Origin of the sequence: Pseudogemmobacter faecipullorum (genome assembly GCF_020539525.1) — a bacterium.
In the GTDB taxonomy this organism is placed as follows: domain Bacteria; phylum Pseudomonadota; class Alphaproteobacteria; order Rhodobacterales; family Rhodobacteraceae; genus Pseudogemmobacter; species Pseudogemmobacter faecipullorum.
Genome location: NZ_JACDXX010000011.1, coordinates 138065 through 161053 on the forward strand (window position 1 = coordinate 138065; position 22989 = coordinate 161053).

General features: G+C 61.8%; 23 protein-coding genes and 3 pseudogenes. 12 read left to right on the plus strand and 14 right to left on the minus strand.

Annotated elements, in window-relative coordinates:
* Window positions 1–42: 42 nt before the first annotated feature.
* From H0485_RS13150 to H0485_RS13175, 6 genes are all read right to left on the minus strand, one after another.
* On the minus strand, window positions 43–1002 hold the full coding sequence (locus tag H0485_RS13150; RefSeq protein ID WP_226936271.1) for a LysR family transcriptional regulator: 960 nt from the start codon (window positions 1000–1002) through the stop codon (window positions 43–45).
* A gap of 202 nt (window positions 1003–1204) precedes the next feature.
* A complete protein-coding gene (gene argE, locus H0485_RS13155) occupies window positions 1205–2365 on the minus strand; it encodes an acetylornithine deacetylase (RefSeq protein ID WP_255613603.1) in 1161 nt (386 codons plus the stop codon).
* A 55-nt stretch (window positions 2366–2420) separates the two neighbouring features.
* On the minus strand, window positions 2421–3095 hold the full coding sequence (locus tag H0485_RS13160; RefSeq protein ID WP_226936275.1) for a DUF1028 domain-containing protein: 675 nt from the start codon (window positions 3093–3095) through the stop codon (window positions 2421–2423).
* Between the two features lie 10 nt (window positions 3096–3105).
* Window positions 3106–3525: a RidA family protein gene (locus H0485_RS13165; RefSeq protein WP_226936277.1), complete on the minus strand. Its 420-nt coding sequence runs from the start codon at window positions 3523–3525 to the stop codon at window positions 3106–3108.
* A 78-nt stretch (window positions 3526–3603) separates the two neighbouring features.
* A complete protein-coding gene (locus H0485_RS13170; RefSeq protein WP_226936279.1) occupies window positions 3604–5133 on the minus strand; it encodes a 4-hydroxyphenylacetate 3-hydroxylase family protein in 1530 nt (509 codons plus the stop codon).
* Window positions 5134–5318: 185 nt separating this feature from the next.
* Complete coding sequence (locus H0485_RS13175) at window positions 5319–6470, minus strand: branched-chain amino acid ABC transporter substrate-binding protein (RefSeq protein ID WP_226936280.1); 1152 nt, start codon at window positions 6468–6470, stop codon at window positions 5319–5321.
* A 238-nt stretch (window positions 6471–6708) separates the two neighbouring features.
* On the opposite strand from H0485_RS13175, the gene H0485_RS13180 reads away from it, so the two are divergent.
* From H0485_RS13180 to H0485_RS13195, 4 genes are read left to right on the plus strand one after another with little or no spacing between them, the layout of a single operon-like run.
* Window positions 6709–7626, plus strand: a complete 918-nt coding sequence (locus H0485_RS13180) for a branched-chain amino acid ABC transporter permease (protein WP_226936282.1) — start codon at window positions 6709–6711, stop codon at window positions 7624–7626.
* Between the two features lie 3 nt (window positions 7627–7629).
* Window positions 7630–8820, plus strand: a complete 1191-nt coding sequence (locus H0485_RS13185; RefSeq protein WP_226936284.1) for a branched-chain amino acid ABC transporter permease — start codon at window positions 7630–7632, stop codon at window positions 8818–8820.
* A complete protein-coding gene (locus H0485_RS13190; RefSeq protein WP_226936286.1) occupies window positions 8817–9605 on the plus strand; it encodes an ABC transporter ATP-binding protein in 789 nt (262 codons plus the stop codon). The genes H0485_RS13185 and H0485_RS13190 overlap by 4 nt, the downstream gene beginning before the upstream one ends.
* Window positions 9598–10299 (plus strand): ABC transporter ATP-binding protein, encoded by a 702-nt coding sequence (locus H0485_RS13195; protein WP_226936288.1) that lies wholly within the window; start codon window positions 9598–9600, stop codon window positions 10297–10299. The genes H0485_RS13190 and H0485_RS13195 overlap by 8 nt, the downstream gene beginning before the upstream one ends.
* A 148-nt stretch (window positions 10300–10447) precedes the next feature.
* Here the strand turns inward: H0485_RS13195 and H0485_RS13200 are convergent, their stop codons facing one another.
* Both H0485_RS13200 and H0485_RS13205 read right to left on the minus strand, forming a co-directional pair.
* On the minus strand, window positions 10448–11308 hold the full coding sequence (locus H0485_RS13200) for a D-amino-acid transaminase (RefSeq protein ID WP_226936290.1): 861 nt from the start codon (window positions 11306–11308) through the stop codon (window positions 10448–10450).
* Window positions 11309–11388: 80 nt separating this feature from the next.
* Window positions 11389–12597, minus strand: coding sequence for an ABC transporter substrate-binding protein (locus tag H0485_RS13205; RefSeq protein ID WP_226936291.1), 1209 nt, complete (start codon window positions 12595–12597; stop codon window positions 11389–11391).
* A gap of 143 nt (window positions 12598–12740) precedes the next feature.
* Here H0485_RS13205 and H0485_RS13210 point away from each other — a divergent pair, with 143 nt between their 5' ends.
* Window positions 12741–13574 (plus strand): helix-turn-helix domain-containing protein, encoded by an 834-nt coding sequence (locus H0485_RS13210; protein WP_226936292.1) that lies wholly within the window; start codon window positions 12741–12743, stop codon window positions 13572–13574.
* Window positions 13575–13616: 42 nt separating this feature from the next.
* Here H0485_RS13210 and H0485_RS13215 read toward each other — a convergent pair whose 3' ends face one another.
* From H0485_RS13215 to H0485_RS13230, 4 genes are read right to left on the minus strand one after another with little or no spacing between them, the layout of a single operon-like run.
* A complete protein-coding gene (locus H0485_RS13215; protein ID WP_226936293.1) occupies window positions 13617–14333 on the minus strand; it encodes an ABC transporter ATP-binding protein in 717 nt (238 codons plus the stop codon).
* A complete protein-coding gene (locus H0485_RS13220) occupies window positions 14323–15051 on the minus strand; it encodes an ABC transporter ATP-binding protein (RefSeq protein WP_226936295.1) in 729 nt (242 codons plus the stop codon). The genes H0485_RS13215 and H0485_RS13220 overlap by 11 nt, the downstream gene beginning before the upstream one ends.
* Window positions 15051–15980: a branched-chain amino acid ABC transporter permease gene (locus H0485_RS13225; RefSeq protein ID WP_226936298.1), complete on the minus strand. Its 930-nt coding sequence runs from the start codon at window positions 15978–15980 to the stop codon at window positions 15051–15053. Before H0485_RS13225 ends, H0485_RS13220 begins: the two co-directional genes overlap by 1 nt.
* On the minus strand, window positions 15977–16879 hold the full coding sequence (locus tag H0485_RS13230) for a branched-chain amino acid ABC transporter permease (protein ID WP_226936300.1): 903 nt from the start codon (window positions 16877–16879) through the stop codon (window positions 15977–15979). The genes H0485_RS13225 and H0485_RS13230 overlap by 4 nt, the downstream gene beginning before the upstream one ends.
* A 235-nt stretch (window positions 16880–17114) precedes the next feature.
* Here H0485_RS13230 and H0485_RS13235 point away from each other — a divergent pair, with 235 nt between their 5' ends.
* From H0485_RS13235 to H0485_RS21875, 7 genes and pseudogenes are all read left to right on the plus strand, one after another.
* The gene (locus H0485_RS13235) at window positions 17115–18461 is read left to right on the plus strand and encodes an amidase (protein ID WP_226936301.1); all 1347 of its coding nucleotides are present in this window, start codon (window positions 17115–17117) and stop codon (window positions 18459–18461) included.
* A gap of 442 nt (window positions 18462–18903) precedes the next feature.
* Window positions 18904–19466, plus strand: a pseudogene (locus H0485_RS13240) (carbohydrate ABC transporter permease); the annotation flags it as partial.
* A gap of 99 nt (window positions 19467–19565) precedes the next feature.
* A pseudogene (locus tag H0485_RS13245) lies at window positions 19566–19691 on the plus strand (ester cyclase); the annotation flags it as partial.
* A gap of 49 nt (window positions 19692–19740) precedes the next feature.
* Complete coding sequence (locus tag H0485_RS13250; protein WP_226936304.1) at window positions 19741–19884, plus strand: DUF1153 domain-containing protein; 144 nt, start codon at window positions 19741–19743, stop codon at window positions 19882–19884.
* Window positions 19885–19904: 20 nt separating this feature from the next.
* Window positions 19905–20045, plus strand: a complete 141-nt coding sequence (locus H0485_RS13255; RefSeq protein ID WP_226936306.1) for a hypothetical protein — start codon at window positions 19905–19907, stop codon at window positions 20043–20045.
* A 374-nt stretch (window positions 20046–20419) separates the two neighbouring features.
* A pseudogene (locus H0485_RS21870) lies at window positions 20420–20641 on the plus strand (hypothetical protein); the annotation flags it as partial.
* Between the two features lie 25 nt (window positions 20642–20666).
* On the plus strand, window positions 20667–20894 hold the full coding sequence (locus tag H0485_RS21875) for an integrase core domain-containing protein (protein ID WP_354002448.1): 228 nt from the start codon (window positions 20667–20669) through the stop codon (window positions 20892–20894).
* Between the two features lie 29 nt (window positions 20895–20923).
* Here H0485_RS21875 and H0485_RS13275 read toward each other — a convergent pair whose 3' ends face one another.
* Both H0485_RS13275 and H0485_RS13280 read right to left on the minus strand, forming a co-directional pair.
* A complete protein-coding gene (locus H0485_RS13275) occupies window positions 20924–21817 on the minus strand; it encodes an NAD-dependent epimerase/dehydratase family protein (RefSeq protein WP_226936310.1) in 894 nt (297 codons plus the stop codon).
* 101 nt (window positions 21818–21918) lie between these two features.
* Window positions 21919–22911: a UDP-N-acetylglucosamine 4,6-dehydratase family protein gene (locus tag H0485_RS13280; RefSeq protein WP_290427256.1), complete on the minus strand. Its 993-nt coding sequence runs from the start codon at window positions 22909–22911 to the stop codon at window positions 21919–21921.
* Between the last annotated feature and the right edge of the window lie 78 nt (window positions 22912–22989).

The window sequence follows — 22989 nt, forward strand, 5'->3', positions numbered from 1 at the left end:
TCCCCGCGCCAGGCCTGTGGGGAAAGAATGAATTTCTGGGCCTTATCCGTGGAAAATATGATCCATTTCATCCGCCCCGGGCAGCGGGGCCATGCCAGGCAAAGCGCCCTGCTGCGCCAGCTCGCAGCAAAACTCCTCAAAGGCCTCGCAGACGCGCGGCCTTTTGAGCGCAGTCAGCCAGGCCAGTCCCAGCTTCATCGGCGGCAGGTCCTGCTCAAGCTCGACATAGGCCAGCGGCAGATTATTCTCGGCGCGCATATTGGCCGGGCGCATCGTCATCAGCGAATAGCCCAGCCCCGCCGCCACATATGAGCGCAGGGCCGCCGGTGAGCTGGTTTCCGTCAGAATCCGTGGCGCCAGCCCCATCTTTTCAAAGAGCGACAGAAAATATTGCCGGGTCAGCGGCATATCGAGAAGCACGAAAGACTGCTCGGCCAGTTCGGCCAGACGCAGGCTTTTGCGCCCGGCCATCGGATGATCGGCGGCCAGCAGGACATAGGTGGGCACATGCGCCAGCGGCACGAAGGTCATATCGGGCGACAGGCTCAGCTCATAGGTCAGAGCAATATCGAGCCTGGCGGTGCGCAGACCTTCCAGCAGCTCAGCTTCGCTGCCCTCCATCACATTCATTCTGACATCGGGATATCTGGCCTGAAAGCCGCTCCAGATTTCGGGCAGAACCAGCGGGGCAAAGGTCCGGAACGCCCCGACGGTGATCGGCCCGGCGACAATCCCCATGGCCGAATTAACCACCTCATATAGGCCGTAGCTGTCGCGCAGCAGCTCGCGCGCGGCGCTGAGCAGCCGCTGCCCGGCGGGGGTCAGCGACAGGCCCTGCGCATGATAGCGCACGAAAAGCTGGGCCCCGAGTTCCGTTTCCAGATGCGCAATCGCGGCCGAGATCGAGGGCTGCGAGATATTGACCGCTTCTGCCGCGCGCGTGACGCTGCCGGTCTGGCCGGCCGCAACGAAATAACTCAGCTGGCGCAGGGTAAAACGCATCGGGGGCGGTTCCTTCTGTTCGGTCTCTCCACAGAGAATAGGCCAGCCTGTGGTGCAAGAGATAGGAAAACTTGCGGGCCCCGGAAGCATAACCGATTGTATTTCTTTGGGAAGAAACAGGTTTAGCCGGAACCGGCCCCGGGCGTTTTCCAAAGCGGGTGCTATGCCGGGGCAGGGGACAGCCCCCGGCCCCGACGCAATGTTACAGACCTTCACGCAGGGCGGTCAGCAGGTTCTCAAGCATCCGGTCACAGGCCGCCAGCTGGCTGATTTCGATATATTCATCGGGCTTATGGCCCTGGGCCATATCGCCCGGGCCGCAGATCACCGATGGAATACCCAGGATCTGCGAGAAGAGACCGGCCTCGGTGCCAAAAGCCACCTTGCAGCCCGGCGCAGTGATCCCGGCGATCCGGCGGAAGAAGGCCACCACTTCCGCATCCGGCAAAGTGTCCAGCCCCGGATAGGCATTCACCTCTTCGATCGTGATCCCGGCGGCCGGGAAAGCCGGTTTCAGCGGCGCGATCAGCGCCTCGGCACCCTGGACAATCCGCGCCAGGATCTCCTGGGGATCATCGGCAGCAAGATTGCGGATTTCAAAATCAATCTCACAGAGATCGGGGACGATATTCAGCGCTCTGCCGCCGGACATGACCCCGGCATGGATGGTGGAACAGGGAATGTCGTAATCAGGATCCTGCGCGCCTTCGCGCATCAGCCGTGCCTGTTCGGCGCGCAGCACTGCCAGAAAATCGGCACCGATATGAAGCGCATTCAGGGCCAGCGGCGCGAGGGCGGAATGACCGGCTGTGCCATGGCAGCAGGCGCGCAGCGCAACCTTGCCTTTGTGACCTGAGGCGATCCGCATCGATGTCGGCTCGCCCACAAGGCAATAGGCCGGCTGCAGCGGGCGCTGCCGCAGCGCCTCAATCAGCCCCCTCACGCCGACGCAGCCGATTTCCTCATCATAGGAGATGGCCAGATGCAGCGGGTTTTGCAGCACCGTCCCGCCTGCCGCGCGCAGCATTGCCGCCAGCGCAGAGGCCAGAAAGCCCTTCATATCAGCGGTGCCGCGCCCGTAGAGCCGCCCCTCCGCCTCATGCAAAGTGAAAGGGTCGCGGCTCCAGGCCTGGCCTTCTGCGGGCACGACATCGCTGTGACCTGACAGGATCACGCCCGGCCGGTCTGCCGGGCCAAGCGTGGCAAACAGATTGGCGCGGGTGCCATCGGGACTTTCCGCCAGCTCCCAGGGGATCCCGGCCTGATCCAGCAGATCCGAGACAAAAGCGATCAGCGCCCGGTTTGAGCTGCGGCTGACAGTGGGAAAAGCGATCAGCCGTTCCAGAATCCGGCGCGTATCCATAGGGGTCCTCATGTGAAAAACCCGCCGGAACCCGAGGCTCCGGCGGATCAGAATGTCAGAGATCGCCCGGAACCCCGTAGCTGGGGGCAACCGAAGGATTCAGGGCGCGATCGATATAGGCCTGCATCTCGCCCTTCCAGCGTTCCCAGAGCTGGCGCAGCTGACCGATCGGATCCTCATCCGCCCAGTCCACCCGCAGATCGGCAATCGGCCAGGCCTCTTCGCGCGTGATCAGCATGCCAACCGAATGCACCGGCCCTTCCTCACCCCCGGCATCCTCGGCCGCCTGCATCGCCGCCAGCAGCCGGTCACCGAGATGGCCAGTGCCGTTCACAAAGGCTGCGACCATCGCCTCGGGCACGCCGGGATCAGCCAGCAGATTGCCGGCCGCCACCACCCCCGGCCCCTCGGCCACACGATGCGTTCCAAGGGTATTGGCCCCCGAGAAGCTGGCGGTGCGGCCCTGGCTGTCGACCAGAGCCAGCTGGCGATACTCAAGATGCGGCGCATCGCGCTTGAGCGCCGCAAGCGCATCCTGGGCCGACAAACCGCTCGCCATCAGATCCAGCCCCTTCGGGCCCAGACGCGGATCGGTGATATTCTGGGTGGCCACTGCGCCCACACCGGCACGCGCATGGGCACATCTTGCCGCCACACAGGCCGAGGAAGAGGAGACAGCGATGCCAATCATCCCGGTCTCGGCGCAGCGTGCGGAAATGGAGAAGGTCATTGCTGCCCCCTTATGCCGCGTCGGGAATAACGGCGGTCACTTCAATCTCAACAACCCATTCCGGGCGCGCCAGAGCCGGCACCACGATCCCGGTCGAGCAGGGGTGAACCCCTTTCAGCCATTTGCCCATCTCCTGATAGACCGCCTCGCGGTAGCGGATGTCGGTCACATAGACGACGATGCGGCAGATATGCTCCATCTGGCTGCCGGCTTCCTCAAGCAGCATTTTGATATTGGCCATGGTTTTGGCGGTCTGCAGCCCGGCATCGCCCATATGCAGCGATTCACGGGTGTCGAGATCCTGGGCCACCTGGCCACGCAGGAAAACCATGGTGCCACGGGCGACGACGCCCTGGCTCAGGTCATTGTCGAGCTTCTGCTCGGGATAGGTCTCTTTGGTGTTGAAGGGACGGATGCGCTTGTGGATCATGATCCTGATCTTTCTGCTGAGGTAGAAATGAAAGGCGCGCGCAGCCGCAAAGAGACTGAGGGCCGCGCGCGGCAGGGATTACTCGGCGGCCGAGCGGGCTGCGCCCTCGTTCTGGCTGGCAAACCAGTGCGACACTGCACTGTCACCTTTGCTCGCGCTCTGGCCAGCCATGACCCGATCCGACAAGGCTGCCGCATCCTTGACGAAGGCAAGCGGGCCCTCCCAGCCAAAGTTACGATAGACTGCCCCGAGATGGGCGAAGGGCGGGCTCTGGGCGAAAAGCTGGAACGTCAGGCGGTGGCCAGCATAATCGGAATTGAGCATGTCGCGGGCAAAGGCCAGCAGCTTGCGCCGGTCATCCGACACCCATTCATCATTGATCGAATAATATTTATCGAGCCAGGGTTTGGTTTCCGGATTCTCGAAGGTGGCCACATCGGGGGTGACGCAGATCTGACCGCCGCAGAGTTCGCGGGCAATATGCATCATCTGATGCAGCTGGCTGCAGGCCAGCACCCGGCCGGTATAGAGCAGAGACTGATTGGGCATCATCAGCCCGGCCGGCGAGCGCTCGCCAAGCGCGATAGAGGCGGTGAGATGGGCGTTGATACCCTCGCGGTAAACCGCCAGCTGGGCCAGCTTTTCCTGCACGGCCTGCTGCTTTTCCAGCCCGGTCTGGCGGGCGTTAAACAGCGCCGCCCCGATCATCATATCGGCCAGCTTGAGATTGCGCTGCACGAAGGCAAAGGCCGAATAGCGGTGCAGCGTGGCGCGGATGAAGGTCGCCGCTTTGGTGTGGCGATAGAACAGCACGTTTTCCCAGGGGATCAGCACATCGTCGAAAATAACGATGGTGTCGACCTCGTCGAATTTATTGGAAAGCGGGTAGTCGCGCGCATCGGCCCGGCCGGCAAAGCCGGTGCGGCACAGGAAGCGCAGATTCGGGCTGCCCAGATCGCAGATGAAGCCGACGGCGTAATCCGAAAGCGCATTATTGCCCCAGTTGGCAATGGTCGGCTTGGTAAAGGCCTGATTGGCATAGGCCGCGGCGGTCTCGTATTTTGCGCCACGCACAACAATCCCGGCATCTGTCTCTTTGACCACATGCAGCAGCATGTCCGGATCCTGATCCTGGGGCGCCTTTGAACGGTCGCCTTTAGGGTCGGTATTGGCCGAGACGTGGAAAGGATCTTCTTTCAGTACGCGGTGGATATGGCGCTCGATGTTTTTCGAGAACTGCGGATCAACCTCGTTCAGCACATCCTGGCCGTCGTAAAGCGACCACATCTCGCCCACCGTCTCATCACCCACCCGGGTGACCACGCCGCCGATGGTATTGAGCATATGATCGGTCGAGCGGCGCTTGGCCCACCAGTCGTCCTGAGTATAAGGCAAAGCCGAGCCAAGCGCATTGAGCTCGCCGTCCTGGGCGACGGTCATCAGATCACGATGTTCCGCCTCGTGCTGCATGTCGAAGATTCTGGCGCGCACATCGACCAGGGGTTTGAACTGCGGATGGGTGGTGACGTCATCGACACGCTCGCCATTGACCCAAACGCGTCGGCCGTCGCGGATCGAATCGCGGTATTGCTGACCTGTCCTGATCATTGTCTGTCCTTCTTGAAACTGTCGGGGATTGGGCTCAGGCCGAGACTAGCGCGCGAAACTGAACGGTAAAAATATGGGTTTTTGCAGCAGAGCCGCAGTTTTTCTGATGCTTGCGGCGGGCGGAGGCTCAGGCGGCAAAAGGGTCCGGGCAGGGGCCCGGACCCAGGTCTGACAAAGGTGAGCGATCAGTTCGCGCGGGAAACCCAGGCGCCGTCTTTGACCTCTTTGATTTCGATGGCGACCGGAATCTGCGTCTGGCCATTGGCATCGAAACTGGTGGTGCCAAGCGCGCCGTCATAGCTGATCGCCCGGATGGCTTCGGCCAGCGCGGCCTTATCCTCGATGCCGGTGGCTTTGATCGCGGTCAGCAGAATATTAGCCGAATCATAGGCATATTTCGTGTAGGGGCTGCTGTCCTCGGCAAATTTACGCGCCGCATAATCCGCATTCATCTGCTCAAGCTTCGGATTCGACTGCGAGGCGGGATAGCTGACCATCGTGCCCTCGGCCGCCGCTCCGGCCAGAGCGATGAACTCGGGATCATAGAAGCCCGAAATCCCGATCATCGGAATATTGAGGCCGACCTCGATCATCTGTTTGCGCAAAATTCCGGCTTCGGCGATCACCCCGCCGAAATATAGCGCATCCGGCGCGTTTTCGCGCAGCTTGGTCAGGCTGGCGCGGAAATCAATGGTCCCGACCGGGAACAGATCCTTCGAGGACACCTCACCCCCGGCTGCGGTAAAAAACTCGGCGAAAGCGGTGGTATTGGCGGTGCCGTAATCGCTGGTATCAGCAATAATGGCGATCTTTTTCGCGCCCAGCTCACCGGCGGCCCATTCGGCCAGCGGCTTGTTCTCGGTCACCAGGGTCGGGGTGACCCGGGTGATTTCCGGCAGATTCTGTTCGGTGATCTTCGGGCTGATCGCCCCCCAGACGATCATCGGCATGCCTGCGCGGCTGAAGACCGGCATGGTGGCCAGCGCTACCGGGCTGTTCCAGTGCCCCGTCGCGGCAATGACATCGGGATCATTGATCAGCTTCATCGCAGCGGAAACACCGGTCTGCGGATCAGAGGCATCATCAAGCACAACCGGCTCAACGATATAGGGATAATCGCCGGCATTCGCCTGCTCGACCGCCAGCAGGAAACCGTTCTGGGCGCCAAGCCCCTGCTGGGCATTCCCGCCGCTGACCGGGCCGATAAAGCCAAGCTTGATGGTCGGTTTATCCTGCGCCAGGGCCGCGGTGCCAAGCCCGAGGGGCGAAACCGCCAGCCCGGCTGTAATGGTCAGAGCCGACAGGACGGAACGTCGGCGCAGAAAGGCATTCGTCATTGGTTTTCCCCGTTATGTGCTGTTTTGATCCTTCACCCCCGCGAGCAGGGGCGGGCCGTTTATGGTGCTGAAGCTGCATGGTGTTGGAAGCCTGAGCGCACCGAAAGAAACAATTTCTGATCTGATGCTTCAGAAAATCCGTGGGTCTGAGACTCAGCTTTTCCTTTGCGCCAGCGCGGGGCCTGCGACTATCGATGGGGAAAAACAAACGCGACAGTATATCTGGGAGGTATTCTGCATGGACGCTCTGATCGCGCAGCACATCATGAACTGGCTTGTGCTCGGGAGCATTTATACATTGATAGCGCTCGGATTCAGCCTGCTGTTCGGCGTGCTCGATGTTATCCATTTCTCACATGGTGACGTATCAATGGCGGCACCATTCGTGGCTCTGGGCGCGGTCCAGGTCGCCAGCTACTGGCTGGCACCGGCTGCCGGGCCCTGGCTGCTCCTGCTGGCGGTTCTGCTGTCGATGCTGGTGATCGGCCTGCTTGGCGTGCTGCTGGAATGGCTGGTGATCCGCCGGTTCCGCGCCGCACCGGCCATGATGGCGCTGGTGGCCACGGTCGCGCTCGGCACGGTGATCCGCGAGCTGATCCGCACCTTCTATCCGCAGGGCTCAAACCCCAAACCCTTCCCCGCGCTCGCCGGTGATATGATCCGTATCGGTGATCTGGTGGTGCCGGTGTTCTCGCTGGTGGTGATCGGCACGACCATCGCCATGGTGGCCGCTCTATTCGTGCTTTTGCACCATACGCCGCTTGGCATCCGCATCCGCGCCGTGGCCGAGGATCGTTCCGTGGCCCGGCTGATGGCCATCCGGCCCAACCGGATTTTTGCCGCCACTTTTTTCATCGCCTCGGCCATTGGCGCGATCGGCGCGGTGTTTTTCGTCAGCCATGCCGGGGTCGTGCGTTTTGATTTCGGGGTACAGCTTGGCCTGATCGGCTTCTCGGCGGCCGTGATCGGCGGTCTCGGCTCGATGCAGGGCGCCGTGCTTGGCAGCCTGCTGATCGCGGGCATCGATTCGCTGGTCCAGATCACCGTGCCGGACGGGGCGGCCTACCGGCTGGTCTTCATCTTTCTTCTGGTCATCGCGGTTCTGGTGCTCAGGCCTTCGGGTCTGCTCGGCAAGCCCGTGTTCGAAAAGGTCTGATCCATGGCGCATGTTGCACAAACTTCAGCCGCCGCGCGCGGCACGCCGAGCGGCACCGCCAGTTTTCTGATCGTCGCCGGCACCCAGCTGGCAGGCGCGGTTCTGCTCTGGAGCTTCCTGCTCAGCGAGCGGACCCCGGTGATCGTCGCCCTGCTGGCGGTGATGGCGGCGATTTTTGCCGCCCTGCAGCTGCGGCCCGCCCTGGAAGAGCGCATCGTCACGGCCTTTGCCGAAAAACAGCGCTTTGCGATCCTGCTTGGGATCACCATCGTTGTGATCTATCCCTTCTGCCTGCAGGGCTCGAGCTATGCTTTTCACCTGCTGATCGTGTCGATGCTCTATGCCGTGCTGGCCCTGGCGCTGAACTTTCAGCTCGGATCGGCCAATATCCCGAATTTTGCCACCGGTGCCTCTTACGGGATCGGCGCCTATACCTCGGCACTGCTGGCGCTGAACTTCGGCGTTTCCTTCTGGCTGGCCCTGCCCGCCTCGGCGGTTGTGGCGACGCTGTTTGGCTTTTTGCTGGGCTTTCCCTCGATGCGGGCCAAAGAAAGCTATCTGGCGCTGGTCACCATCGCCTTCGGCATTGTGGTGCATCAGCTGCTGAACAATTTCGAATGGACCGGCGGGCCGAACGGGCTGGTGGGCATTCCCGCGCCTGAGCTTTTTGGCCATTCCTTCGCCCGGCCGCTGACGGTTTTCGGCTACCGCCTGCCGGCTCAGGCCAATTTCTATTACCTCTCGGCGGCGCTGGTCGGGCTTTCGATCGTATCGGCCAGACGCCTGCATCAGAGCCGGGTCGGCCTGGCCTGGAACGCTTTGCGCGCCGATCCTCTTGCCGCGCGCTGCCAGGGGATTGATGTGGTCTGGTACAAAATGCTGGCCTTTGGCGTCGACGCTTTCCTCGCGGCTTTCGCGGGCACGATCTATGCCTTCTACGTCAGCTATATCTCGCCGGACAATTTCACCTTCCTCGTCTCGGTCACCATCATGACCATGGTGATCGTCGGCGGTATGGATAATACGCTCGGCGTGATCATCGGCGCCTTCTTCCTGACCATGCTGCCCGAAAAGCTGCGGATCTTCTCGGATTACCGCCTGCTGTTTGTCGGCATCATCGTGATCCTGTTCCTGATCCTGCGGCCGCAGGGCCTGTTCCCGCAGCGGACCCGCAATTATGGAGAGCAAAAATGACCCCCCTGTTAGAGGTGCGGGGCCTGACGATCCGGTTCGGCGGGCTTGTGGCTGTAAATGACGTCAATCTCGCGCTGTCGGCGAATGAGGTTTTGTGCATCATCGGCCCGAATGGCGCGGGAAAATCGACCCTGTTCAATATGATCTCGGGTGTCTACCGGCCGTCGGCCGGAGAGGTCCTGCTCGAGGGGCAGGATATCACCGGCTGGCCCGCCCATAAGATCACCGCCGCCGGTATTGCCCGGACCTTTCAGTCGAGCCGGCTGTTCAACGATCTGTCGCTGATCGATAATGTGGTGATTGGTATGCATTGCCGCACCAGATCCGGGGTGTTTGATGCGCTGCTGCGGCCCGGCAAGGCCCGCGCCGAGCTTGAGGCTGCGGCCGGGAAAGCCGGGGATCTGCTGCAGGCCATCTCGCCCGAGCTTTATGCCAGACGTCACAGCCTGGCCGGCTCACTGCCCCAGGCCGACCGCCGCAGGCTTGAGATCGCCCGGGCCCTGGCCTCGGATCCGAAGGTCATCATGCTCGACGAGCCCTCTTCGGGTATGGATGACCGCGATACTGATGCCCTGATGGAGGATGTGCGCCGCACCATGGCCGAGCGGCCCTCGCTGTCCTATCTGATCATCGAGCATGATATGCGGCTGGTCTCGTCCCTGCCGGACCGGGTGGCGGTGATCGATTACGGCAGCAAGATTGCCGATGGTGATTTCGCCGATGTGCGGCTGCTGCCGCGCGTGCAGGAGGCCTATCTCGGACAAAAGGCGTCGCAAAATGCTTAAAATGAACGCTGTAAGCACCAGCTACGGCCCGGTCCCGATGCTGCGCCAGGTCTCGCTGCATGTCGGCGAGGGAGAAATGGTCTGCCTTCTCGGCCCGAATGGCGCGGGCAAAAGCACGACATTCAACGCGCTTTGCGGCCTGCTGCCGCTCGATGGGGGCACGGTCGAGATCGCCGGCCGAAATCTGCAGGAGGTCGGCCCTGAGCGTCTTGCCTCTCTGGGCGTGGGATTTGTACCGGAAGGCCGGCGGCTCTTTCCCACACTGACGGTGCGTGACAATCTGCGGCTGGCCTTTGATGCCGCCCGTAATCCCGATCTCAGTTTCAGCGATCAGCTGCAAAAGATGGCAAAGCTGTTTCCCCGAATCGAGGAGAGGCTCGGCCAGGGCGCAGGCACAATGTCGGGCGGTGAGCAGGCCATGGTGGCCCTGGCCCGGGCCCTGATCGGCAATCCGCGCCTTGTGGTGATGGATGAACCCTCGCTTGGCCTGTCGCCGAAGCTGATCAGTGAATATTTTGAAATCGTGGCCCGGATCCGCGACGAGGGCAAAGCCGTTCTGCTGATCGAACAGAATGCGGAAACCGCATTATCGATTGCCGAGCGGGGCTATCTTCTGGTGCGCGGCCAGGTGGCAATCAGCGGCACCAGCGCCGAAATGGTGAAAAACGACACCATCCGCCATCTCTATCTGTAAGCACCCGGTCAGCGCCCCCGGGCCCTGCACGGATAAAGGCCAGGCCTTAAGGCCTGGCCTTTATCATATCAGAAGGCTGGCAGAGCCGGGCCACAGACCCGGGCGGCAGACTGCTGTCAGTCCGGCAGTCCGGCAGTCCGGCAGAATTTCACATCGCCGCGCGGCGCATCTCTTCAATATAGATCCGGCGCAGATCGCGTGAGACGGGGCCGGGCTTGCCGTCGCCCAGACGGATGCCGTCAATCTCGGTCACCGGCAGCACGAAAGAAGAGGCCGAGGTCAGGAAGGCCTCATCCGCGGCCTGCGCCTCGTCAATGCTGAAAGCGCGTTCCTCAATCACCAGACCTGCCTCGTCTGCCAGCCGCAGCGCCGCGCGCCGGGTGATGCCATGCAGAATATCCTGCGACAGCGGACGTGTGATCAGATGACCGGCTTTAAGAATGAACACATTGCTGGAGGTACCCTCGGTCACCAGCCCGGCTTCGGTAAACCAGGCCTCGTCGACACCGGCGGCTTTCGCGGCCATTTTTGCCATGGAAGAAGGCAGAAGCTGCACGGTTTTAATGTCGCGCCGCACCCAGCGCATATCGGGCAGCGAAATCACCCGCAGCCCGGTTTCGGCCTGGGGATTGGCAGCAAGATTGTTTTTGCTCTGGGTGAAGGCCACCACCGTGGGCGCCACATCTGCCGCAGGGTAGGCAAAATCGCGGTCGCCGGGATTGCCGCGGCTGACCTGCAGATAGATCAGCCCCTCACTCATGCCATTGCGCGCGATCAGACTGCGGTGCAGCTCCAGCCAGTCCTGGTCTTGCAGCGGGTTGCGGATCGAAAGTTCCGAAAGCGAGCGGCCAAGCCGCGCCAGATGCCCCGGAAAGTCGATGAGCCTGCCATCGAGCACAGAGGTCACCTCATAGACCGCATCGGCCATCAGGAAGCCACGATCAAAGATCGAGACCTTTGCTTCGGTTTCGGGCAGATAGGTGCCATCGAGATAGACAATACGGGACATGAGAATTCCGGAGCAGAGGCTGAAAAAGGGGGCCGGAGGCTGGAAGGCGGGCCGTATGAACCGGCCCGCCCGGGCAGAGATCAGGGTTTCAGAACTGTCTCTTCCACAGTTTTTTCTGCCGGCGGCCAGAGCACGGCTGCGTCTGAAGGCGACTGGTTGGGCTCGGTATACTGGATGACAAAGATCGGAACGCCCAGCCACTGCTGAGATTTCCAGGCTGGCTCGCTTTCCTGCGAGAAGCTGATCACGCCGCGCGGACCTTCCCAGTTGGTGTCGCGCAGTCCAGCCTGAATGGCATCGCTTTCGACCGAGTTTTTCGCCCGGATCGCCTCGGCGATCACCATGATGCCATCATAGCCCTCCATCGAGACCGCATTGGCCGGGCGGCCGAAGCGCGCTTCATAATCGGCGCTGAATTTACGTGCCTTCTCGGTGTCGGGGCGGCCCGGCAGACCGGCCGGATTGGCAATCACATGCACGCCTTTATCGCCCATCACCGTCCAGAATTCCGGCTCAAGCGCATCGGAACCGGCCGAGAAAATCGCGGTTTCAGCCGAAGGTGCGAGGCCGAGGTCAGCCGCCTGTTTCAGCAGCAGCAGCAGCGCTGAGCCGGTATAGCCTGCCACGATCAGATCGGGCTTGGGATCGGCGCGGCGCAGTTCCAGCAGCTGCGGCGTGAAATCGGTGGTCGAGTTCTCACCGGTGAAAGAGATGACGCTGGCGCCGCTGTCTTTCAGATTCTGGGTGAAGACATCGATGACGCCAAAGCCCCAGTCCGAGTTTTCGGCAATCACCGCAATATTCTTAAAGCCCGCTTCCTTAACCCAGTCAGCGGCGACCGAATAGACCAGCGAATTGGCCACGGTCAGGCGGAATACCTGCGGTTTTTTCGCGGCCGTCACCTCATCCGACCAGCATTCGCCAGCGACAAAGGCGAGATTATATTTTTCGGCCAGCGGCGTGACGGCGGTGCAGACCACCGAATGCGCTTCGCCGGTCACGGCGACCACGCCTTCTTTCGAGGCCAGGCGCTCAAAAGCGGCAATGCCTTTTTCGGGCGTGCCGGCAGTGTCTTCCACCACCAGTTCCAGCGGGCGGCCCAGCAGACCACCGGCAGCGTTCAGCTCTTCGATGGCCAGGATCATGCCATCGCGCAGCGACTGGCCGGTCTGTACGCCGCCGGGCGGCGACAGCGGGGCCAGGCCACCGATTTTGATCGCCTCCTGGGCGTAGGAGGCCGAACCGGCCAGCAGGGCGGCGGCAGTGACGAGGGATGTCAGGCGCTTCATGTCAACTCCTCTGTTGTGGTCGCGGGCCATCCTTGCGGCCTTCTCGACATTTTCTGGCGTCAGCATCGCAACAGCCCAGCCCTTGCTCAATGAAATACGCCGGATAATATGACGCTACCTGCAGCGAACAAAGGTGCACCTCTATGCGCGATGATCCCTCGGCCCAGAATTTCGCCACCAATCTGAAGCTGGCGGTCAGCTATTATCCTTCGGTGGCGCAGGTTTGCCGGAAGCTGGGGATTAACCGGCAGCAATTCGTGAAATATCTGGGCGGCGCGGCTTTCCCCTCGCGGGGCACCATGCGGCGGATCTGTGATTTTCTCGGGGTCGATGAATTCGAGATTCTGATGCCGCCCGAGCAGTTTCGCGACATCATCCGGCTGCGCCCGAATGCGGCTTTTGAGGATCTTCCGGTGCCGCCACGGCTGAAGGATATGCTGGCTCAGGCGGTGAGCTCTCCGGCCGAGGTGCGCCGCCTGCATGGCTATTATTATGAATACCGCTATTCCTACACCCGGCCCGGTCGGTTTCTGCGCTCGCTGGTCTTCATCTACGGCTGGAAAAGCTACACCTTTTATCGCCGGATCGAGCGGCTGAAAGAGGTCCACAGCACGGGTGCCCCGCCCGAAGTGTTCAAATATGACGGGATGATCATGCCGGTGGGCGACCGGCTGCATCTGCTCGATTTTGAGACGATCACCCAGAGCGAGCTGACCCATACGGTGCTCTATCTGAACTATTCCAACCGGGTGTCGCGGCTGGTGGGAATGACCATGGGTGTCTCGGCGCTGAGCAGCCATGAGCCGGTCTCGGCGCGGATCTGCCTCGAATATGTCGGGCGCAATGTACAGCGTTCGCGCGCTTTGCGCGGCTGCGGGCTCTGCGCTCCTGATGCCCCGGAAATCAGCCCCTTCGTGCGCGACTATCTGACCCAGCCCGGAATCCAGCCCGGAATGATCATTGCTCCGCCCAGCTGAGGCCCGGGCAGAGCAGTTTTTACCCTGGCTGAACCAGAGAGATCAGAACAGCCAGTCTGCGATGCGGTCACGATACTGGGCGTCGAAGACCGCGCGGCTGCCCTCGATTTTATTGCCGCCCAGTTCCAGCACATAGATATAATCGGCCACATCCACCCCGGCGATCACATTCTGGTCGACCATCAGGATGGTGCGGCCCTCTTCGGCCACGATCCGGCGCAGATGCTCGTAAATCTGACCCGCCCGTTTCGGATCGATGCCCACGGTGGGTTCATCGATCAGCATCAGCTGCGGATCGGACAGCAGCGCCAGCTCCAGCTGCAACAGCCTTTGCTGGCCGCCCGACATCAGCCCGGCACGTTTGCCGGCGAATTCGGCCAGATGCGGGGCCCGGGCGAAAACCTGGTCCGCCGCGCCGCGGCTGCGGGCCTTGTCATGGCGGAAGGACCAGGTGGCCATGGTGATATTCTCGGCCACCGTCATTTCCGGAAATAATGCATGGCGCTGCGCCACATAGGCAATCCCCATGCCCACGAGATCATGCGGCCCATGCCGGGTCAGATCGGTTTCGCCCCAGCGGATGGTGCCTTTATGCGGGCGAAGCTGGCCGATAATGGTTTTCAGCAGGGTGGATTTACCGACGCCATTGGCGCCGATGATGGTCGTCAGCTGGCCCTTGCGGGCAATGACGCTGACCTCGCGCAGGATGTCGATATCGCGCTGATAGCCGGCGGAAACGCCGGTAACCTCAAGCTGCATGATTGTCTCCCAGATAGGCTTCCAGCACCGCCGGATCGGCTTTCACAGCCTCGGGCAGGCCATCGGCGATGATCTCGCCATAGGACAAAGCCACCACGCGGCGGCACAGACCGAAGATCGAGCCCATATCATGGCTGACCAGAATAATGGTCACCCCGCTGGCATTCCATTCACGGATCTTGTCATACATGAAGCGTTTCAGGTCAGGATGGACACCACCGAAAGGTTCATCGAGCAAAACCACCCTGGGCGAGAGCATCATGATGCGGCCAAATTCCAGCAGTTTGGCCTGACCGCCTGACAGGCTCGAGGCCGGCTGATCGGCAAGCCGGGTCAGCAGCAGCGTCTCCAGCACCGCGCGCGCGCGCTCCTCGGCTGCTTTGCGTGAGGTGCCAGGCACCGCCAGGGCACCCACCAGCATATTCTCCATAAGGGTCAGGCGTTTGAAAACCTTGGTGACCTGGAATGAGCGGCCGATCCCTGCGCGGGCCAGCTGCACCGGGCTTTTGCCGTCACAGCGCTGGCCGTCCAGCAGCACATCGCCGGATGTGGCATTGTAATAGCCGCCGATGATGTTCAGCAAAGTAGTTTTCCCCGAACCGTTGGGGCCGATCAGGCCGATCAGCTCGCCCTGGGCAAAGGTCAGATCAATCCCCTTGATCGCCTGGACGCCGCCAAAGGATTTGACCAGCCTGCGGATCTGCAATTGTCCCGACATCAGTTTTTCCTCCGCCCCAGCCATTTTTCAAGGCTGCCAAAAATACCGTTCGGGGCGAAACGCAGCACCAGAATGGCAATCAGACCAAAGATCACCAGTCGCCATTCGCCGATCTCGCGCAGGGCTTCGAGCAGACCCTGAAGCAAAATGCCGCCAAGCGCCGCGTAGATGATATTGGAGAAGCCGCCGATCACGGCCATCGACAGGATATAGCCCATTTCCTGCATCGACATCATCGAGGGGGCGATCAGCTGGATGAAATGCGCATAGAAGCCGCCAGCCAGCCCGGCAAAGCCGGTCGAGAGCGCAAAAGCCAGCACTTTCCACAGCGTGACCCGCACCCCCAGACTTGCCGCGCCATCCTCATCCTCGCGGATCGCCTGGAAAAACAGCCCGATGCGCGAGCGCAGCAGCAGGATCATCAGCCCCAGCGAGGCCAGGAGCACGCCAAGGAAGACATAGTAATAGCCAAGCTGGGTAATGCCTTCCCAGAGCGGCGGCGCGGGCAGCCCACGGGTTCCCATGGTCAGCTTATGCTCGGCCGTGGCGGTGATGCGCAGGATCTCGGCAAAAGCGATAGTGGTCAGGCCAAGATAGGCGCCATGCAGCCGCAGCGTCAGCACGCCGATCACCACCCCGAAACCGGCTGCCGCCAGTGCGCCCAGCAAAATCCCGGGCAGGGGGGAGAGGCCAAAATGGCCCGCAGTCAGAAGAGCCACATAGGCGCCAAAGCCGCTCATTGCCGCCTGAGCAAAGCTGATACGACCGACATAGCCCACCAGAAGTGACCAGGACGAGGCCAGCAGCGCATAATAGAAGCCGATCGTGATCGTATAGAGCCAGTAATCGGCCAGTCCGAACAGCGGCAGGATCAAAAACAGCGCGAAAATGCCTGCGGCAATGCGATTGGTTGCGGAGAGGCGGGTCATGCGCGGCGTTCCTTGCGGCCAAAGAGGCCCTGCGGCCGGATCAGAAGCACCAGCACCAGCACCACGAGGCCATAGGCGTCCCGATAGGCCATGCCGCGTGAGGGATCAGGGATCAGCATCGGCGCAAAGCTCTCAACCTGGCCAAGGATCAGCGCCCCGAGCAATGCGCCCCGGATCGAGCCAAGCCCGCCCAGCACCACAATGACATAGGCTTTGATCGAGGGAACGACCCCCATGGCCGGAACCACGTTGAACACCGGACCGATCAGCGCGCCGGCTGCCCCGGCAAGGCCTGCCCCGGCCGCAAAGGCTGCGGTTGAGACCCGGTCGATATTGATGCCAAAGGCCTGGGCGGCTGAGCGGTCCTGGCTGACGGCGCGCACCGCCATGCCGATCCAGCTCCAGCGCAGCACGGCCATGAAGGCAAGTATGATCGCCGATCCCATCAGCGCGGCGGCCAGCCGGTCCCCCGGAATCAGCACCGGGCCGATTTCCACCACGCCCGAGATCAGCGCCTGGGGCCGCTGCGGCCAGGGACCAAAGGCCGAATTCATCAGATTGAGCAGCAAAACCGAAAGCGCGAAAGTGATCATGATCGCATATTCATCGGGGCGGTCGATCCGGCCCTGATGAATGGGGCGGATCAGCGTCCGCTCGACCCCGGCGCCCACCAGAAGCAGCACAATGACCCCGGCCAGAACGCCGAAGACCGGCGGCAGGCCCAGCAGGGTAACCGCCAGATAGCAGGCATAACCGCCCAGCATATAAAATTCGCCATGGGCAAAGTTCACGATGCGCAGCACCCCGAATATCAGCGCAATGCCCAAAGCGATGAGCGCGTAGAGCGAACTGATGATCAGCCCGTTTGCCGCCTGCTCGGTTATAGCGATGAAACTCATCGCGACCTCCTCCCGGATTGTTTTGTCGCAGTATGCTGAGGTGCTGCGATTGCGGCCAGCCGGAAGCCATCGCTGAAACGCAGAGAGCTGCACCTGATAAAGCGTCACTTAGCGTCATACCGAAGCGCGATCCGGCTTCGACTTCAACCCGCTAAACTCCTTACCTTGGGCGCATAATCCGGGGCCGGATCCGCGCCGGGTGATGCAGTCCCAGGGCCGTGATGGAGGATGGACAGTGAGTGATGTGGCAGAAATTTCAGGCACGTGGTCAGATTCCATTGCCGGGCTGGTCCGTGAACAGGCCGGGGGGCGGCTGAGCGCGCGCAGGCTGGCTGAGACGAGTATCGCGCGGATCAGGGCGGGAAATGACCGGCTGCATGCGGTCGCAGAGCTTTTTGAGGCCGAAGCCCTGTCCCGGGCCGATGCGCTGGACGCAGCACGGCTGGCCGGTCAGAGGCCTGGTCCGCTGCATGGTATTCCGGTTCTGGTCAAAGAGCTGGTGGATGTGGCGGGGCTGGCCACGGCGCATGGCTCATTTTGTTACAAAGACCAGCCGGCGGCGGCTGATGCACCGCTGCTGGCGCGGCTGCGTGCGGCCGGGGCCAATATCATCGGCACCACACATATGGTCGAATTCGCCATGGGCAGCTGGGGAACCAATGCGCAGCGCGGCACGCCCCTGAACCCGCATGGCGGCCAGGAAGACTGGTTCCCCGGCGGCTCAAGCAGCGGCTCGGCGGTTGCGGTTGCTGCCGGTTTTGTGCCGCTGGCAGTGGGCTCTGATACAGGGGGCTCGATCCGTATTCCGGCAGCGCTCTGTGGCATCTATGGCTTTAAGCCCAGCTATGGGCTGATCCCGCTCACCGGGGTTGCGCCGCTGGCGGGCAGTTTCGACACGATCGGGGCGCTTGGCAGATCTGTCGATGATCTGCGCCTTTGTTGCGGCGTGATGGCAGATCAGGCGCTGGAGCCGGTCGAAGGAGTACCAGGTGCCTTGCATCTGGCCTGTGTCACCGCCGCTGATCTGGCCCCCTGTGATGCTGAGATGCTGCAGAATTATCTGCAGATCCGCGACAGACTGGCAGCAGCCGGGCACAGGATCACCGATCTGCAGCTACCCGAAAGCCTGAGCGCGCTGCAGCAGCTCAACGGGACGATTGTCGCCTATGAGGCCTGGCAGCATTTCGGCAGTATCGCCGCCGATCCGCAGTCGCGGATGGATCCGCATGTCCGCGCCCGGGTCATGGCCGGGGCCGCGGTCAGCGCCGGCACCTATACTGCCGAAAAAGCCAGACTGGCGCAGATGACGGCTGATTTCGCGCAGCGCTGGTCCGGGATTGATGCGTTTGTCATGCCCGGCACGCCGATCCCTTCGGCCGGGCTGGAGCAGGTGGATGAGCAGACCATCCCGCTATCGCGCTATACCCGCCTTGCCAATTGCCTCGAACTTTGTGGCATTTCCCTGCCCTGCGGCCAGACCCGCTCCGGCGCGCCGCTGGGGCTGCAGCTCTGCGCGCTGTCAGGACAGGACGCGCGTCTGCTGACGATTGCTGAGGCGATTGATCCACTGCTGCAGGGCTGAGGCGGGCAGCCGGGCCGGGTCACAGATCCGGGCCCGGCCGTGACGACGGCAGCTCACCCCATTGGCCACCCTTGCACCATTCGGCAGCAGAGCGGAGCGCAGCCTGCCCGCATCAGGGAGCGCAATGGCTGCAATCCCGGGCAATAGCCGAAGGGCCCTGCCCGGGCGTGATGGCACTGCAGATCTGCCGCTCTGCTGGCTGCGGATGCAGAGCCGACAAACCGAAGCGCTATCCGAAAGCCGGATAAAAGTTACGCGCCCCCCGGACGATCCGGGAATCCTGGCCATGTCGGGATGCCGGAAGAACTGACATGGAATGGCCTGAGGTAACTGACTAGGGAAGGGCTCCCCGGGCGGGCCTTGTGGCCCTTCCCCGGCAACGAAGCCCTCTGCACTTTCACACCCGCCCCGAAGATGTGACGGATCAGCCCCGGCTGTCCCCTTCTGGATCCTGATCCTTGCCCTGATCTTCCGGGCACTGCCACATTCGGTTCTGGTCACCGGCTATCTGTCGTTCTTCATCAACCCGGCTGAAATCCTGCATCCTTTGCTGGGCGATACTGCGCCCAGGTTATACGGCCACCCTCTGGCAGTGATCGCGGTTCTGGTGGCGATCAACCAGCCCTTTACCATCTGGATGCTGAAAAGGTTTTTCGAAAACATTCCGGCCGAACTGGACGAGGCGGCACGTGTCGATGGCTGCACGCCTTTCCAGGCTTTCCGCCATGTGATCATGCCGGTGATATGGCCGGGAGTAACCACCACGGGGCTGTTCCGTTTTCTTCTGGGTTACAATGATTTTCTTGTGACCTCGCTGCTGCTCGATGCCTCCGATCAGACCATGGTTCCGGCCATTGCGGGCTTTTCAACCGCGAAACAGCGCCCACCGATCAGCTCCGCGCCGTGGCCGCTGCTGTATCGATCACCGCAGCTCTGTTTGTGCTGGTGATGGTGTTCCAGAACCGCATCGTCAGCGGGCTGACCCAGGGAGCGGCCAAAGGATGACCCTGCGCCACCCCGCCCGTAACCGGCTGCAGCGCGATTATATCCTGCCTCGGGTTCACCCCTTTGCATCCTGACCTAACCTTATGAAAGGAAAGACCTGTGAAAGGTTCCCGCCCCGAACAAGCCGTGCTGACCGACGACACGGATATGACCAGAACCGATGCCACCCGTGCCGTGATCGAAGGCATGGTGGATGGTCTGAATGATCACCGCGTTGCCGATATCTGTATCGACCCACTGAATTCCTGCTCATGCTACAAGGGAGAAGGTAGCGATGAGTATGACGATGGATGACATCATCAAACGCTGGACGGCGAAGCGTAAAGCGGCGCTGGTGATCGGGATCATTCAGGGCAAGACCACGGTGGCGGAGGCCAGCCGGTCCTTCGACCTTTCGCCCTCTGAGATTGAGGGTTGAGTTGATGACGCGAAGCGGGGATGGAGAACTCGCTGCGGGCCAACCCGCTCGACATCCGGGAGCAATACGAGAAGCAGCTGAAAGATCTTCAGGAGGCGTATGGCGAGGCCATGCTGGAGCTGCGTGCCAGAAAAAAATACCAGGCCCTGCTGGATGTATGAGCCATTGAGGCGCCATTGGTTCGAGCCCAATGGCGAATGGGACGACAAATGATCCAGCGCATCCAGCAGGGCCTTCTGGCCGAGGGCATCAAGGTGCCGCTGACCTGGCTCTGCGCCTGGTTTGGGGTTCCGCGCCGAACGGTCTATTACCGGCCAACCAAAGCGGCTCCGAAGGTCGATCCGCGCTTTGCCGAGCCGATCAAGGCTATGATCGGGCAGGAACCGTCGTTTGGCTACAGGACAGTGGCCTGGCTTCTCGGCTTCAACAAAAACACCGTGCAGCGTGTCTTCCAGCTCAAGGGCTGGCAGGTGCGCAAGCGGCCCATCGGGATGCGGCCGCGGATCGAGGCAATCCCGTCAGCTGATCAACCGACATGTGCCGGGTCTGGGCCGGGCGCGATGGCAGGGCCACGCTGGCCCTGGTCATCGATTGCCACACCCGCGAGTTGTTGGGCTGGCATCTGTCACGATCCGGCAAGGCCACAACCGCAGCCAGTGCGCTGGAGCATGCCCTGATCCCCAGGTTCGGTACCCTGGGCCGGGTCAGCCGCGAGTTCCTGCTGAGGTCGGACAACGGCCTGGCCTTCACCAGCCGCAAGTTCACGGCGCTGGTCCGCAGTTATGGGCTGCAGCAGGAGTTCATCACCCCACACTGCCCGCAGCAAAACGGCATGGATCGAGCGTGTGATCCGGGCACTGAAGGAGCATGCCTCCCCTCGACAACGCTTCGACAGCATCCGGCACGCAACCCGGGCGATCAGTGACTGGATCAGCTTCTGCAACAACCGCCGTCCTCATCAGGCGCTTGCCATGCGCTCGCCTGCCGAGGCATTCAGATTAGCGGCTTAACCTGAGCAGATTCAGATGGGGCGATGCATTCAGACGTTTACCCTGTCCGGCGGGTTGAGCTGCCATTGCCGGACCATTTCTGCTGGCGCCGAGTCCAGGGGCTGGCAGCTGTAAAGAGATTGCAGCAGCCTGGTGTCCAGGGTGATTTCCTGATGTGCGGCCTCAGGGGCCGGCTGCCATTCCCAGGCGTATCCGGCGGCAGAGGCAAGATCGCTCATGGCGATAGGCTGGGGCGCTGCGATATTCAGTGTGGTGGGCAGCCTGGCGGGATATGCGGCGAGTGTTGCGGTGACACGCGCCAGGGTTAAGGGCCCGATGTAAGAGCGGACAGGCCCTGTGCCATTAGAAAATTGATCTATTTTCAACGGCTTGCCTTGCGCCGCCTGACCGTTCAGCAGCAAGGCATCGGCCCCTGCGACATTGCCGATCCGCAGGCAGCAGATCTCTAGGCCCCGGTCCCGCCAGATGCTGCAGATCTCTTCCATCGCCGCTTTGCTGCGCCCGTAAGCATTGACCGGCCGCAACGGGATGGCTTCATCCGCGGCAGTTCCGCCATCCGGCACACCATAGACGGCGGAAGAGGAGGTGATCAGAATGCGCGGGATTCCGGCCTTGGCGGCGGCGCGGAATGTGGCCTCTGCCAGCGCGGCATTGAGATCCAGATCCGCGCCATAAGCGGGGGTAATGCCGGCATAGGCGATCAGGCATTCTGTCTTTGGCAGGCTGGCGGGCAGAGCACCGGCCAGCGGATCCCAGAGGATTTCCCCATGCGCCGCAGTCGCACTACTGGCCTTGCGCAACTGGCGCAGCAGCGTCGCGGCCGGTGGCTCGGCGCGCCATGCCGCCATCAGCAGGCGACCGACCCTGCCGGTTGAACCGGTGATCAGCCAGTGCGGCGCGGTGGCTGGATCAGCTTTTGTCATAAGCAGCAGTCCGGATTTTTATTATTTTCATTGCTTTGCTTAAGGCATGCCGGGATTTTATCTCTCCGGCAATCCGGCCCGGGCGGCGGGGTGAGGCCGGTTCACAAGGGCACATTCGGATGATAGCCCGTGCCGGCTTCTGTGAGAAGCCGGCGGATGGTGCGGATATCATGCGTCATACAGGCTTGCATCAGTTGCGACAGAACCTGCTGCAGCTCCTGAGCGCTCAGGCAGCCCTCGCGCGCCGTCATAATACGCGGATGCTCAGTTTGTTCCGGATTATCGCCGATCAGCAGCTCTTCATATAGTTTTTCGCCCGGCCGCAGCCCGGTGAAGCGGATCTCGATATCTTCGCCCCCGCTCAGCGCGGCGGCATCCCCGGTCCGGATGACCGGATTATGGCCCGAGAGTTTGATCATCCGCGCCGCCAGATCTGCGATCCGCATCGGCTCGCCCATATCGAGGACGAAGACCTCCCCCCCGGCAGACATAGCCCCGGCCTGGATGACCAGCTGCGCTGCCTCGGGAATGGTCATGAAATAGCGGGTGATCGAAGGGTCGGTAACCGTGACCGGCCCCCCGGCGGCAATCTGGCGCCGGAACAGCGGGATCACCGAGCCGGAAGAGCCAAGCACATTGCCAAAGCGCACCATAGAAAAACGGGTGGGCCCCCGCTGTGCCAGAGCCTGACAGACCATCTCGGCCAGACGCTTCGAGGCCCCCATGACATTGGTTGGCCGGACCGCTTTATCGGTTGAGATCAGGATGAAGGCTTTGACCCCGGCGGCAATCGCCGCCTCTGCCAGCGACTGGGTGCCAAAGACGTTATTGCGGATCCCCTCGATCACATTGCCCTCGACCAGCGGCACATGTTTATAGGCCGCGGCGTGGTAGACCGTTTCGACCGCATGTTCGCGCAGCGCGCTCAGGACCCGGCCTGAATTCTGCACCGAGCCGATCAGCGGAATGATCTCTGTCTCAAGCTGCTCGGCCCGGACCAGGTCCTTCAGCTCCTGATCAATCGCGTAGAGATTATATTCCGAGAGGCTCTGTTGCGCAAATCCCGTGAGGGATTCATCTCGTGAATCCAGCATGGTAGCTGGGGTGCATGAGCAGACCCACATCCCCGACCTACAGGACCAGGAACTGGCCAGCCTATAACGATGCGCTCA